The following is an 11,985-nucleotide window of genomic DNA, read 5'->3' as shown; positions in this document are numbered from 1 at the left end:
CCCGAGGGGCGGACACCCCGCCCCTCGGGGGCTCGTCGCGCGGACGGCACCCGAACGGCCCGTCGCGCGGACCACGCGGACCATGCGGACCACGCCCGGACAACGCGAAAGGGACCCTGGTGACCAGGGTCCCTTTTCGCGTCCTCCCGCACGGGGCGGGAGCGAGGTGTCAGGCGCTCTTACGGGTGTCTCGCGGGTGTACCGCGAGGTTCATCCCGCCGGAGCGGAGCACGGCCAGCCGTTCGGCCAGCACCTCCTCCAGCTCCTCGCGCGTCCGGCGCTCCATCAGCATGTCCCAATGGGTGCGCGTCGGCTTGATCTTCTTCTCTTCCGGCTCGTCGCCGTCGAGAAGCGCCGCCTCCTGTCCACAGAAGCGGCATTCCCAGGTCGCGGGGATCTCGGCCTCGACCGAGAAAGGAACCTCGAAACGGTGTCCGTTCTGACATGCGTACTCGACGGTCTGGCGGGGAGCCAGATCGATACCACGGTCGGTCTCGTAGCTAGTGGCCCCGAGTCGCGTGCCGCGGAGAGCTCGCTCGCTCATGAATCGTGCCTCCCGGGCTTATGGCCCACAGGACTAGTGGTCGCTGTTCTTCGTCGTTCGGTCAACGCTCGGCTTCCGACGAAGATTCCCGTCCCGGGACATGCGTCGTCTGTAGTGCCGCCCCTGTTTGTACCCACCTGCGCCCGATTTGTCACATCTGGCCGGTGATATCACCCCAGGTGTCACGTATTTCACATCTGGTGATCGTGCGGACTTTCCGTGACGAGCGTACCGGGACGGGATTCGGCGGTGGTCGCCGCCCCCGGTCGAGGGCCGGGGAACCGGCCCGGGAGACGGGCCCGGCCCGGCCGTCAGGAGATCGGCCGTGAACGGATCATCGGCTCGCCCTTGGCCAGGTCGACCGGGCGGGCCGGCGCGGCCGGGTCGGCGGCGGGGACCACCGGCGGGCGGTCCGGGCGGGGCGGTGCGGCGGCGGCCGCCTCGGTGCGGCTGTCCCGGTGCGGCAGCAGGGCGATCACCGCGTCCCGCAGCGGGGCCGGGGCCTCGTCGTCCAGCGGGTCGACGGTGGCGGGCACCTGGAGGCGGAGCGGGGCGCCGTTGCCGATCCGGGCGTAGCCGCGGCCGACCGGGGCGTGGGAGGCGGGCACGATGTCCAGCGGCGCGCCGAGCGCGTCGCGGCCCTCGTCGGGGCCGGCCGGGCCGAGCACCACCCGGGCCCGGGTGGTGGTGCGGACGGTGGCGGTGAGCCGGTCCCGGGCGGCGAGGTCGTCGGCGACCACCACGGTGACCCGGGCGGCCCGGCCGTGCCGCAGCGGGAGCTCCAGCAGGTCCTGCGGGTCGGGGCGGCCCTCGGCCTGGGCGAGCTCGCTCAGCTCGGTCGGGTGGTCCAGCAGCAGCCACAGCGGCCGGGTGACGTCCTCGGGCGGGGCGGTGCCGGCGTGCCGGGCGGCGTTGAGCGCGGCGAGCCGGCGCTCGGTCTCGCCGACGGCCCAGTCCAGGGCGGCCAGCGCGCCGTGCAGGCTGGTCTCCACGGTGTGCACGCCGGGCCGGTTCACCAGGCAGGCGTGCTCGCCGGTGCCCGCGCCGTCGACCACCACCAGGTCCGCGTACGGGAGCGCCTGGAGGGCGACCGAGCGCAGCAGGCTGGAGGTGCCGTAGCCGGTGACGCCGAGCACCAGCAGGTGCGGCTCGGAGGAGCGCGGGCCGGTGCGCCAGACCACCGGCGGCTGCTGGGCGGTGGTGCCGCCCCGGGTGACCGGGATGGTGCGGGCGGTGCCGTCCTCGTCGGTGAAGCCCAGCACGATCTCGCCGGGGGCGGCCACGAAGCGCTGGGCGGCGATGTCGGTGGGCAGCGGGGCGAGCGCGGTGATCCGCAGCCGGTTGGACTCCTCGTCCCAGTCGAAGCGGTACTCGCGGGCCCGGCCGGCCTTGCCCTGGACCACCTGCTCGATCCGGGCCCGGGAGGACGGCTCGGTGTCGGTGAAGTAGGCCGGGTAGCTCATCTCCAGCCGGGAGAGCCGGCCCTCGCCGTCGAACTCCCACGCGCTGAAGGCGCTCTTGTAGGCGCCCTCGAAGTGGTACAGCGGGTTGGCGTCCTCGGGGCCGCACAGGTACGGGGTGAGCGCCGCGTAGAGGGCGGCGAGCTTGACGTCGGAGGCGTCCGGCGCGGGCGGTGCGGGCGCCGCCTTGGGGGCCCGGCCGGCCCAGGCGGCGCTGGCCATCAGGGCGATCAGGGCGAACAGCAGGCCGTGCGGCAGCAGGTAGACGCCGATCAGCAGGGCGGCGGTCAGGAACAGCGTCGGGCCGCGGCGCTCCTTGGGGGTCTCCTGCCAGCGGGACCTGGCCCAGTCGACGTGGTGGCGCAGGCCGCGGCCGATGACGGAGAGCGGGGCGAACATGTCGGAGGCGTGGTCCCCGGCGGTCCGGGCGATCGTGCGGCCCTTGCTGAGGTGGCGGTGGAGCGGCATTCCTTGACTCCCCGGGCGGTGGGACGGGTGGGGTGGGCGCGGTGGGGAACGACGGGGCCCGGGGGCGGTGTGGGATCCGCGCCCGGGCCGGTACGGCGGGGGAGGAGGTGGCGGCTAGAACCTGATGCCGCTGAGCAGGCTGGCGAGGCTCGCGCCGCCCGCGGTGATGCTCGGCGCGATCGAGGAGCCGGCGATGTAGAAGCCGAAGAGGGCGCAGACGATGGCGTGGGAGACCTTTAGTCCGTCCCGGCGGAAGAAGAGAAAGGCGATGGTGCCGAACAGGACGATGCCGGAAATCGAGAGGATCACGTTCCGCTCCTCAGGAAGTGGGGACAAGCAGGGGTGTTACGGAAAGTGCACTAATCGTGACAAAAAGTAATAGATGATGGAACGGTGCAAATGGGTGGTTCTGCCGTTCAATACCGTTCCGGCGGCCGGGTGGCGGTATGCGCACCGGCCGGGGTGGGGGCCGGGCCGCGCGGGGATTCGGTGCGCCCAGGCATTCCCGGGCGGCGGGTGGGAAGTTTCCGGGGGGTCCCGGAAGTTCGCTCGAATGGCTGCGCAACGCGTGCGGTCGCGTGTCGTGGCGGGAGCGGGCCGTCATCCGGATCCCGGACGTCCGCTGGCCCGTCGCGGCACCGGCCGCTACCGTGCCCTGGGCGCAGCCCCGAGACCGCCCGACGACCCGACCGGAAAGGCCGCCCGCCATGACCGACGCCGCCAGCCAGCAGCCCGCCGACGCCCCCGACGCCGAGGTGATCGCGCTCGCCGGGAAGCTCTTCGACGCCGCCCGGGCCGGGGAGACGGACACCCTGTCCGCCTACCTGGGGGCCGGCGCCCCGGCCGACCTCACCAACGACCGCGGCGACACCCTGGTGATGCTCGCCGCCTACCACGGCCACGCCGCCACTGTCGCGGAGCTGCTCCGGTACGGCGCCGACCCGAACCGCGCCAACGACCGCGGCCAGACCCCGCTGGCCGGCGCCGTCTTCAAGGGCGCCACGGACGTGCTCGACGTGCTGCTGGCCGGCGGCGCCGACCCCCGGGCCGGCGTCCCGAGCGCCGTGGACACCGCCCGGATGTTCGGCAAGGACGAGCTGGTCGCCCGGTTCGAGGTCCGCTGAGCGGGGATCGTAGGCTTTTTCACCATGAGCACCAGCACCGCCCAGGACACCGGCACCGTCGAGTTCCGTGTCACCGGCTACGCCCACCCCGACGCCCAGGCCCTGTCGGCGGAGGTGCAGCAGGAGTACGTGCGCCGCTACGGCGACCCGGACGAGACCGTCCTGCACCCCGAGGACTTCGAGGCGCCGGCCGGCCTGTTCATGATCGCCTACCTGGACGGCCGGCCGGTCGGCTGCGGCGGCTGGCGGGCCAAGCAGGCCGGCCCGGACGGCCTGCGCGACGGTGACGCCGAGCTGAAGCGGATGTTCGTGGTCCCCGACGCCCGCGGCCGCGGCCTGGCCCGCGCGGTGCTGCGCCGCCTGGAGCGGACCGCGGTCGAGGCCGGGCGTACCCGCTTCATCCTGGAGACCGGCACCGAGCAGCCCGAGGCGATCGCGCTGTACCAGTCCGAGGGCTACGCCGCGATCCGGAAGTTCGGCATCTACAAGGACCACCCGCAGAGCGTCTGCCTCGGCAAGGAACTCGCTCCGGCGGTCTGAGCCGCGGCCGCGCGGGGAAGGCTCCCGTCGGCCCGAGGAGGGGGACGGATGAGCCACCGAGCGACTGGACCCGACGCACCCGGAGCCGACCGGCTCCCCGGCCTGGCCGCGCCCGGCGGGGAGCTGGACCGGCTGGTCGAGGACGGCGCGCGCACCGTCGGGGCGGGCGCCGTCTGGGCCGTCGGCGACGCCGGCGGCGCGCTCGGCGGCGGCGGGCACGGCGCGCTCGGGCAGGGGCCGTACGCGCGGCTGAGGCCCGGGCCGGACACCCTGTACGACCTCGCCAGCCTCACCAAGGTGGTCGCGCTCTGGCCCTGCGCCGGGGTGCTGCGGCAGTCCGGACGGCTGCCGCTGGACGAGCCGCTCGGCGCCTGGTGGCCGCCCGCCGCCGGGCACCCCGCCGGAGCGGTGACGGTCCGTCAACTCCTGGCCCACACCGCCGGGATGCTCCCGTACACCCGCTTCGAGCAGCTCTACGGGCGCGACCCGTCGGCGATCCGGGCCGGGGTGCTCGCCGCCCCGTCGCACCGGCCGCCGGGCGCGGCCGTCGAGTACACCGACCGGGCCGCCGTGCTGCTCACCTACCTGGTCGAGGACCTCGGCGGGGCGCCGCTGGACCGGCTCGCCGAGCAGTGGGCCTGGCGGCCGCTCGGGATGGCCGACACCCGCTACGGTCCGCTCGGCGCCGCGCTCGCCGCCCGCACCGCGCCCACCGAGTACGAGGAGGGCGTCGGCGCCCACCTGTGCGGCGTCGTCCACGACCCCTCGGCCCGGCTGCTCGGCGGGGTCTCCGGCAACGCCGGGGCCTTCTCCACCGCCCGCGACCTCGCCCGCTTCCTCACCGCGCTGCTCGCCCCGCCGCCCGGGCTGCCCTGGGGCGGGGCGTGGATCGAGGAGTCGCTGCGCGAGCAGACCGGCGGCCTCGCCCCCGCCCGCGGCCTGTCCTGGCTGTACGCCCCCGGCACCGGACCGGCCGAGGGCACCTTCGTCCACTACGGCTTCACCGGCACCGGCTTCTGGGTCTCCCGGCGGCTCGGCCGCTGGGCCCTGCTGCTCACCAACAAGGTGCACTACGACCGGGACATCCAGCGGCTCACCGAGCTGCGCAACGCCTTCCGGCGGGCCGTCTTCGGCTGAGGCCGGATCCGGCACTCATTCGGGTGGATTCGGCGCGAACAGCCGTTTGGCGGGCGGGGATCGCGGCAGATTGTCCCCGACGGCGGCGGTCGGCGGAGGAGGCGCGATGACGGACACCTGGGCACTCTCGGAGGAGGAGTGGCTCGCCGGGATGGTGCGCGCCTACGTCGGGTGCAGCGTGCTGCTCACCGACGAGGCGGGCAAGGTCCTGCTGCTGAAGGCCAGTTACCGCGACCAGTGGCAGTTCCCCGGCGGCGGGATGGACCCGGGGGAGGGGCCCGCCGAGTGCGCCGCCCGCGAACTGTACGAGGAGACGGGTCTGTTGGCCGGGCCGCTGCGGCTGCTCGTCGTGGAGTGGCGCGACGCCATCCCCGACCAGGGCGAACACGCCCACCCCGCCGTGCAGTTCATGTTCGACGGTGGGACGGTCGCGGCCGGGTCGGTGGTCCGGGCGCAGGTCGAGGAGATCGCCGACCACGGGTACTTCACCCCGGCCCAGGCGGTGGTCCTGCTGCAGCCCGGTGCGGCGCGCCGGCTCACCGGGGCCCTGGAGGCCCGGCGGACGGGCGCCGCCACGCTGTTGCACTCGGACGGGTACGTGGGGTGACGGATGGTCAGAGGAGCGTGCTCCAGTAGTACCAGAACCGGTTGAGGACCAGCAGTGCGATCACCGCCGCCCACAGCACCGGCAGCGCCCAGTGGTAGCGGGCCGCCTCCCGGACGACCACGCCCAGCCGCGGGCCCACCGGGATCACGCCCGAGCGCAGGTTGTGCAGCGTGGTGTACCAGAACAGCGCCACCACCGTCGCCCACACCACCATGCAGTACGGGCAGAGCGCGCCGATGTCGTACAGCGCCTGGTAGATCAGCCAGTGCGCGAACCCCACGCCCACCGCGGTGCCCGCGTTCAGCCCCAGCCAGAACCAGCGCCGGTACGCCGCACCGGCGAGCAGCCCCGCACCGATCGCCGCCAGCGCGCCGAAGGCCGCCAGCCCGAGCAGCGGGTTCGGGAAGCCGAAGACCTCCGCCTGCTCGGTGCGCATCACCGAACCGCAGCTGATCACCGGGTTGATGTTGCAGTTGGGGACGTAGGAGGGGTTCTCCAGGATGCGGAGCTTGTCGAAGGTCAGGACCGCCGAGGCGGCCAGCCCGACCAGACCGCCGAGGAACAGCAGGAAGGCATAGGCCCGGCTCGCGCCGATCGGGGCCCCGGCCCGGGCGTCGTCGTCGGGAGCGGAGCGGGACGGGGGCACGGTGGTAGCAGCGGACATGGCAGCACACTCCGGTGGCTGGCTGGGAGGAGCCGGCCCGGCCGGGAGTTCGGCCGGGCCGGGTGGTGCCGTACGGTGCGGTGGTGCGCGGGGGTGGGGGCGCGGCCTACTGGAGGCCGGCGGCCTGCTTCACCTGCGCGGTGAACTGCTCCGGCGGGACCACGGCGTTCCCGGCGAACAGGGTGATCTGCTTGCCGTCCACCTTGACGGTCGGAGTGCCGGTCACGCCGCTGTCGTTGAACGCGTCGGCGACCTTGGCCGCCCACGGGGCGTAGGTCTTGTCGGTCACCGCCTTCACGAAGGCGTCCGTCTTCAGCCCGGGCACCTGGCCGGCCAGGTCCAGGATGTGGTTGACGTCGCCGAAGCCGTCCTCGCGCTCGTCCGGCTGGTTGGCGTACAGCACGTCGTGGAACGCCTTGAACTGGTCCACGCCCTCGTTCAGCGCGGCGCCGACGGCGGCCAGCGCGGTGCGCGAGCCCTTGCCGCCGAGGCTCTTGTCCAGGAAGGCCGCCAGGTGGAACTCCACCTTGATCTGGCCGTCCTCGGTGAGCTTCTTGACGGTCTCGCCGTTCGCCGCCTCGAAGTGCTTGCAGACCGGGCAGCGGAAGTCCTCGTAGACCGCCATGGTGTGCGGGGCGTCGGCCTTGCCGTAGGTGATCACCGTGCCGTTCGGGCCGGAGGCGTTGGCCGGGGTGACCAGCGGCGCCGACGCGGCGGCGGAGGACTTGTCGTTCTTGTCCGAGGCCGAGTTGACCGCGACGGCGACACCGCCCGCGAGGGCCAGCACGACGACGGCGGAGACCGTCACGACGATCCGCTGACGGCGCTTGGCGGCCTGCTGCTCGCGGCGCTGCGCCTCCTGGATCCGCTCGCGGGCACTGATGCGCTTCTTGTTCTTGTCCTGGGACACGGGGGAGTCAACTCCTGTACGCGGCGCGCGGGTGCGCGCGGGAAGCCGCAGCTGCTGCGGCGGGGTCGGTGAACGCGGGAGTCGTGCGCACTGCCTGCGGGCGTACCGGGCCCGTTTCGGGCGGGTACGGGGATGATCAGATGAGGCCGGAGATCAGCAGGCAGGCGCGAAGGCGGGCGGGCCGCGCCGGGGCGCCGGGCTCAGCACCACGTCCTCGCGGCGCGGCCGCGGGCGGTCCGACACCGGCAGCGGCACCCGCAGCACCGGACGGACCGGGGCCGGGAGCAGCAGGACGACCAGGGCGCGCAGCGGGCCGGCCAGCGACTCGCTCAGCGCGCGCAGCGCCCGGGCCAGGCCGGACAGGGCGGCGTCGCCCATCCGCAGCCAGGCGGAGGCCGCCAGCGCGATCACCAGGTGCACCAGCAGGAGCAGCAGCTGGGTCGCGGCGGGCGCCAACTGGGCGGTGTGCCCCAGCGGGCCGCTCAGCAGCGAGCCGTCCACCGAACCGCCGCCACAGACCAGCAGGTTCACCCCGCGTGCGGGCACCTGACCGGCCAGCACCGGCGAACAGCCGGCCTGGCCCAGGTTGAACGTGGTGTTGAGCAGCAGCTCGACCGGCACCATCACGCCGGAGATGTGCAGCAACCGCCGCTCCCCGCCGGCCAGCACGGTCGCGACCAGGAAGACGACGGCACCGGCCGTGGCCACCAGCGACAGCGGCAGCGGACGGCCCGTGATGACCACCTGGCCCAACGCGGCCATCGGCACGGCGAGCGCGGTGAACACCGCGGCCCGCAGGGCCCTGGTCGCGTGGGAGGAGGTCGTCACGCTCCGGAGTATGCCATGGCCTCCGCGTCCGGCACGAGGGCCCGTAGGTCCCTGGTCCGGCTGACGCGCGCTCAGTAGCCTGCGAGGTCGCCCGTCGGGTCGACAGCAGCCGTGGCCGCATTAGCCTGGAAGGCGTTCCCGCTGACCCGACGAGGGGGCGAGCGCGCATGGTGAAACCCGAGACCACGGTGGGACAGGTGCTGCTGGCCCGCATCGAGGCGCAGGCCGTGGTGCTGGCCGGCCTGGACGAGGCCGTCCGGGCCGACGAACCGGACGCCGTGCACCGGATGCGGGTCGCCTGCCGGCGGCTGCGCAGCGCCCTGCGGACCTTCCGGCGGCTGTTCGCGCCCGGCACCACCGACGAGCTGGTCGCCGAGCTGCGCTGGCTCGCCGCCGCGCTCGGCGGGGCGCGGGACCGCGAGGTGCTGGCCGCACGGCTCGCCGCCGAGGCCCGCGAGCTGCCCGCCGAATGCGGGCCGCAGCGGGTCGCCGCCGCGCTGGAGCGGTGGGGCGAGGCCGAGTACCGGCAGATCTGGCCGGAGGTCGTCGCCGCCCTCGACAGCCCCCGCCGCCGGGCCCTCGGCGAGGCCCTCGCCACCCTCCTCGCCGACCCGCCGCTGCTCCCGCGCGCCGCCCGCGGCGCCGTCCCGGAGCTCTCCCGGATCGCCGCCCGCGAACAGGACCGCACCGCCGAACGCGTCCGCGCCGCCCTCGCCGCCGCCCCCGGGGAACGGGACCTCGCCCTCCACGCGGCCCGCAAGGCGGCCAAGCGCGCCCGCTACGCCGGCGAGACCGCCGCCCCGGCCGTCGGCGCCCGGGCCGAGCGCTACGCCCAGCGGATGAAGGCCGTCCAGGAGGTGCTGGGCGAGCACCAGGACGCGGTGGTCGCCGCGAGCACCCTCGCCGCCCACGCGGCGAGCGGCGGCGAGCCCTTCGGCTACGGCGTCCTCTACGGCCGCCAGCTGGCCGCGGAGGAGGCCGCCCGGCGCCGGCTGCCGGAGGTCTGGCGGGCGGCGGGCAGGCGGAAGCTGGCCCGCTTCGGGTAGCGGCGGCCTGGCCGCTGAGCGACCGGGCCTCGTACGTCGCGGGCGTCACGCTGCCGGTGGACGGCGGGATCACGGCCACCCGCCGGTTCGACCGGCCCGCTCCGCCGCGCCCTACCGGGGGTCGAGCCCCGCCGAGCGGGCGGCTTCGCGCAGCAGGTCCCGGAGCATCGCGGTGGTCAGCCGGCCGGTGTTCGTGTTGCGCGGGCTCACGTGGTAGCAGCCGTACATCCGCAGGTCCGGGCCGCCGTCGCGGGCCGGGAAGGCGGCCACGGCGGCGTGGCCGAAGGCGGGGCGGGGGCGGGGGAGCCGCCAGCCGGCGTCCGCGATCACCGGCAGCATCGCCTGCCAGGCGAAGCCGCCGAGGGCGACGACGGTGCGCACGGTGGGGCGCATCAGCTCCAGCTCCCGGGTGATCCAGGGCCGGCAGGTGTCGCGTTCCGCGGTGCTGGGCTTGTTGTCCGGCGGGGCGCAGCGGACCGGGTCGGTGATCCGGACGCCGGACAGTTCCAGGCCGTCGCCGTAGCGGACGGACTCGGGGCGGTTGGCGAGCCCGAGCTCGTACAGGGCGGCGTAGAGCAGGTCGCCGGAGGGGTCGCCGGTGAAGATCCGGCCGGTGCGGTTGGCGCCGTGGGCGGCGGGGGCGAGGCCGACCAGGACGAGCGGGGCGTCCGGCGGGCCGAAGCCGGGGATCGGGCGGGCCCAGTAGTCCTGGTCCTGGTAGGCGCGGCGCTTGGTGCGGGCGGTCTCCTCGCGCCACGCGACCAGGCGCGGGCAGGCCCGGCAGCCGGTGACGACGCGGTCCAGCGCGGCGAGTCCGGCGGCCCGGGCGGCCGCCTCGGCGGGGTGCCGGGGGTGCTCGGGGTCGTCGGCGGCCTGGTCGGAGGCCGGATCGGCCGCCAGGTGGGAGGGCTCGTCGGCGGGGGAGGAGGGTGCGGCCTCGGTCGGCATGGTCAGGATCCTAGGGGGAGCGGGACGTTCGTACCGGCGTCCTCCGGGCAGGCGTAGCGTGGAATCAGTTGCTCCGGCGGTCCCCGGCCGGTCCGGGTCGGCGGCGGCCGGAGACGCCGGTGTGCGCGCAGCGCGCCGGTCGCGAGGAGGCCGCGATGATCGTCGATGCGGTGCTGGGTGCGCTCGGGGGGCTGGCCGGGCTCGGGGTGATCTGTGCGGGCCTGAGCATCAGGGTCGTCCAGCAGTTCCAGAAGGGCGTGGTGTTCCGCTTCGGGAAGGTGCGCGACGAGGTGCGCGAGCCCGGGCTGGTCGCGCTGATGCCGGTCGCGGACCGGCTGCGCAGGGTCAACGTGCAGATCGTGACGATGCCGATCCCGGCGCAGGAGGGCATCACCCGGGACAACGTGACCGTACGGGTGGACGCGGTGGTCTACTACCGGGTGGTGGACCCGGTGAAGGCCACCGTCAACGTGCAGGACTACAACTTCGCGATCTCCCAGGTCGCGCAGACCTCGCTGCGCTCGATCATCGGCAAGAGCGAGCTGGACGACCTGCTGGCCAACCGGGAACCGATCAACCAGGGGCTGGAGTTGATGATCGACAGCCCGGCGCTGGGCTGGGGCATCGAGATCGACCGGGTGGAGATCAAGGACGTCGCGCTGCCGGAGTCGATGAAGCGCTCGATCGCCCGGCAGGCGGAGGCCGAGCGGGAGCGGCGGGCCCGGATCATCACGGCGGACGGCGAGTACCAGGCCTCGCAGCGGCTGTCGGATGCCGCAGCCGTGATGAGCGCGACTCCGGCCGCGCTGCAACTGCGGCTGTTGCAGACCGTGGTGGAGGTGGCGGCGGAGAAGAACTCGACGCTGGTGCTGCCCTTCCCGGTGGAGCTGCTGCGCTTCCTGGACAGTGCCACGGAGGTCCAGCAGCGGAATCTGCTGACGGCGGCGGCGGTCGCGGCCGGGGCGAAGGCCGTGGAGGAGGCGGTGGAGAGCGGCGAGATCCCGGAGGAGGGGTTGGAGCCGGAGCCTCCCAGGCATGAACTCCCTCCCCTGGAAGAGGTGTTGGAGCAGTCGCCGCTGGACCGACCGGAGTCGCCGGACGGCCGGGTCGGGCGCGGCGGCCCCGCCGGGTCGGACGGAGCGGAGTGAGCGGGTCGGCCCCGGTGGCGTCGGCCATCCGCCCGGACCACGATGGACGAGGGGAACGGGAAGCCAGGTCAGGAGGCGGACCATGACCAGAGCCAGCGACATCATGCACCCGGGCGCGGAGTGCATCCGTGAGCACGAGACGCTCGCGGCCGCAGCCCGGATCATGCGGGAACGCCATGTGGGCGCCCTGCCGATCTGCGGGCCGGGCGACAAGCTGCTGGGGATCGTGACCGACCGCGACATCGTGCTGCGCTGCGTCGCCGAGGACCGCGACCCGGCATCGGTGACGGCGGGCGAGCTGGCGCAGGGGCGGCCGATGACGGTGGAGGCGGACGAGGACTGCGAGCAGGTGCTGCGGGTGATGGAGCAGTACCAGGTGCGCCGGCTGCCGGTGATCAACCACCCGGAGCACAAGCTGGTCGGCATGATCAGCGAGGCGGACATCGCGCGCGGGCTGCCGCAGGCGCGGGTCGCCGAGTTCGTCTCGGCGGTCTGTGCGGAGGAGGCTCCCGCGGGGGCGGCCCAGGGCTGACGCCTGCCGCGCGTACGCGGGCCGCGGCC

Annotated in this window: 14 protein-coding genes; 7 read left to right on the top strand and 7 right to left on the bottom strand. The window is 74.5% G+C overall.

Features of this window, described 5'->3' with window-relative positions; all coding sequences use genetic code 11:
- Positions 1–169: 169 nt before the first annotated feature.
- The 3 genes from ACFU7Z_RS25580 to ACFU7Z_RS25570 all read right to left on the bottom strand — a co-directional run bounded on the left by ACFU7Z_RS25580 (position 170) and on the right by ACFU7Z_RS25570 (position 2,781).
- On the bottom strand, positions 170–544 hold the full coding sequence (locus ACFU7Z_RS25580) for an RNA polymerase-binding protein RbpA (protein WP_049655293.1): 375 nt from the start codon (positions 542–544) through the stop codon (positions 170–172).
- 311 nt (positions 545–855) lie between these two features.
- Entirely contained in the window at positions 856–2,472 is a 1,617-nt protein-coding gene (locus ACFU7Z_RS25575; RefSeq protein ID WP_380779896.1) for a hypothetical protein, read from the bottom strand.
- A gap of 114 nt (positions 2,473–2,586) precedes the next feature.
- Positions 2,587–2,781, bottom strand: coding sequence for a hypothetical protein (locus tag ACFU7Z_RS25570; protein ID WP_049660046.1), 195 nt, complete (start codon positions 2,779–2,781; stop codon positions 2,587–2,589).
- Positions 2,782–3,179: 398 nt separating this feature from the next.
- Here ACFU7Z_RS25570 and ACFU7Z_RS25565 point away from each other — a divergent pair, with 398 nt between their 5' ends.
- From ACFU7Z_RS25565 to ACFU7Z_RS25550, 4 genes are all read left to right on the top strand, one after another.
- Positions 3,180–3,596 (top strand): ankyrin repeat domain-containing protein, encoded by a 417-nt coding sequence (locus tag ACFU7Z_RS25565; RefSeq protein ID WP_049660049.1) that lies wholly within the window; start codon positions 3,180–3,182, stop codon positions 3,594–3,596.
- Between the two features lie 24 nt (positions 3,597–3,620).
- A complete protein-coding gene (locus tag ACFU7Z_RS25560; RefSeq protein WP_049660050.1) occupies positions 3,621–4,136 on the top strand; it encodes a GNAT family N-acetyltransferase in 516 nt (171 codons plus the stop codon).
- 48 nt (positions 4,137–4,184) lie between these two features.
- Entirely contained in the window at positions 4,185–5,273 is a 1,089-nt protein-coding gene (locus ACFU7Z_RS25555; protein ID WP_380779893.1) for a serine hydrolase domain-containing protein, read from the top strand.
- Positions 5,274–5,379: 106 nt separating this feature from the next.
- Positions 5,380–5,880, top strand: a complete 501-nt coding sequence (locus ACFU7Z_RS25550) for an NUDIX hydrolase (protein WP_117486965.1) — start codon at positions 5,380–5,382, stop codon at positions 5,878–5,880.
- Between the two features lie 7 nt (positions 5,881–5,887).
- On the opposite strand, the gene ACFU7Z_RS25545 is transcribed toward ACFU7Z_RS25550, so the two are convergent.
- From ACFU7Z_RS25545 to ACFU7Z_RS25535, 3 genes are all read right to left on the bottom strand, one after another.
- Positions 5,888–6,544 (bottom strand): vitamin K epoxide reductase family protein, encoded by a 657-nt coding sequence (locus tag ACFU7Z_RS25545; protein WP_380779891.1) that lies wholly within the window; start codon positions 6,542–6,544, stop codon positions 5,888–5,890.
- A gap of 106 nt (positions 6,545–6,650) precedes the next feature.
- On the bottom strand, positions 6,651–7,454 hold the full coding sequence (locus ACFU7Z_RS25540; protein ID WP_049659252.1) for a thioredoxin domain-containing protein: 804 nt from the start codon (positions 7,452–7,454) through the stop codon (positions 6,651–6,653).
- A 153-nt stretch (positions 7,455–7,607) separates the two neighbouring features.
- Positions 7,608–8,282 carry a hypothetical protein gene (locus ACFU7Z_RS25535; protein WP_074005178.1) on the bottom strand — a complete coding sequence of 225 codons (675 nt, stop codon included), beginning with the start codon at positions 8,280–8,282 and terminating at the stop codon, positions 7,608–7,610.
- 167 nt (positions 8,283–8,449) lie between these two features.
- Here ACFU7Z_RS25535 and ACFU7Z_RS25530 point away from each other — a divergent pair, with 167 nt between their 5' ends.
- Positions 8,450–9,328 carry a CHAD domain-containing protein gene (locus tag ACFU7Z_RS25530; protein ID WP_074005179.1) on the top strand — a complete coding sequence of 293 codons (879 nt, stop codon included), beginning with the start codon at positions 8,450–8,452 and terminating at the stop codon, positions 9,326–9,328.
- Between the two features lie 111 nt (positions 9,329–9,439).
- On the opposite strand, the gene ACFU7Z_RS25525 is transcribed toward ACFU7Z_RS25530, so the two are convergent.
- On the bottom strand, positions 9,440–10,276 hold the full coding sequence (locus ACFU7Z_RS25525) for a uracil-DNA glycosylase (RefSeq protein ID WP_079272682.1): 837 nt from the start codon (positions 10,274–10,276) through the stop codon (positions 9,440–9,442).
- A gap of 155 nt (positions 10,277–10,431) precedes the next feature.
- On the opposite strand from ACFU7Z_RS25525, the gene ACFU7Z_RS25520 reads away from it, so the two are divergent.
- Both ACFU7Z_RS25520 and ACFU7Z_RS25515 read left to right on the top strand, forming a co-directional pair.
- A complete protein-coding gene (locus tag ACFU7Z_RS25520; protein ID WP_079272701.1) occupies positions 10,432–11,424 on the top strand; it encodes a slipin family protein in 993 nt (330 codons plus the stop codon).
- Between the two features lie 82 nt (positions 11,425–11,506).
- Positions 11,507–11,956: a CBS domain-containing protein gene (locus ACFU7Z_RS25515; RefSeq protein WP_049657806.1), complete on the top strand. Its 450-nt coding sequence runs from the start codon at positions 11,507–11,509 to the stop codon at positions 11,954–11,956.
- The last annotated feature ends 29 nt before the right edge of the window (positions 11,957–11,985 follow it).

Source organism: Kitasatospora sp. NPDC057518 (assembly GCF_042802075.1).
GTDB lineage: Bacteria > Actinomycetota > Actinomycetes > Streptomycetales > Streptomycetaceae > Kitasatospora.
This window is presented reverse-complemented; position numbering and strand designations above follow the sequence as displayed.

Excerpts from the sequence above, each read along its gene's own strand:
- ACFU7Z_RS25515 (WP_049657806.1), top strand. The coding sequence starts at position 11,507 with ATGACCAGAGCCAGCGACATCATGCACCCGGGCGCGGAGTGCATCCGT.
- ACFU7Z_RS25580 (WP_049655293.1), bottom strand. The coding sequence starts at position 544 with ATGAGCGAGCGAGCTCTCCGCGGCACGCGACTCGGGGCCACTAGCTAC.
- ACFU7Z_RS25520 (WP_079272701.1), top strand. The coding sequence starts at position 10,432 with ATGATCGTCGATGCGGTGCTGGGTGCGCTCGGGGGGCTGGCCGGGCTC.
- ACFU7Z_RS25565 (WP_049660049.1), top strand. The coding sequence starts at position 3,180 with ATGACCGACGCCGCCAGCCAGCAGCCCGCCGACGCCCCCGACGCCGAG.
- ACFU7Z_RS25555 (WP_380779893.1), top strand. The coding sequence starts at position 4,185 with ATGAGCCACCGAGCGACTGGACCCGACGCACCCGGAGCCGACCGGCTC.
- ACFU7Z_RS25525 (WP_079272682.1), bottom strand. The coding sequence starts at position 10,276 with ATGCCGACCGAGGCCGCACCCTCCTCCCCCGCCGACGAGCCCTCCCAC.
- ACFU7Z_RS25530 (WP_074005179.1), top strand. The coding sequence starts at position 8,450 with ATGGTGAAACCCGAGACCACGGTGGGACAGGTGCTGCTGGCCCGCATC.
- ACFU7Z_RS25575 (WP_380779896.1), bottom strand. The coding sequence starts at position 2,472 with ATGCCGCTCCACCGCCACCTCAGCAAGGGCCGCACGATCGCCCGGACC.
- ACFU7Z_RS25560 (WP_049660050.1), top strand. The coding sequence starts at position 3,621 with ATGAGCACCAGCACCGCCCAGGACACCGGCACCGTCGAGTTCCGTGTC.
- ACFU7Z_RS25545 (WP_380779891.1), bottom strand. The coding sequence starts at position 6,544 with ATGTCCGCTGCTACCACCGTGCCCCCGTCCCGCTCCGCTCCCGACGAC.
- ACFU7Z_RS25550 (WP_117486965.1), top strand. The coding sequence starts at position 5,380 with ATGACGGACACCTGGGCACTCTCGGAGGAGGAGTGGCTCGCCGGGATG.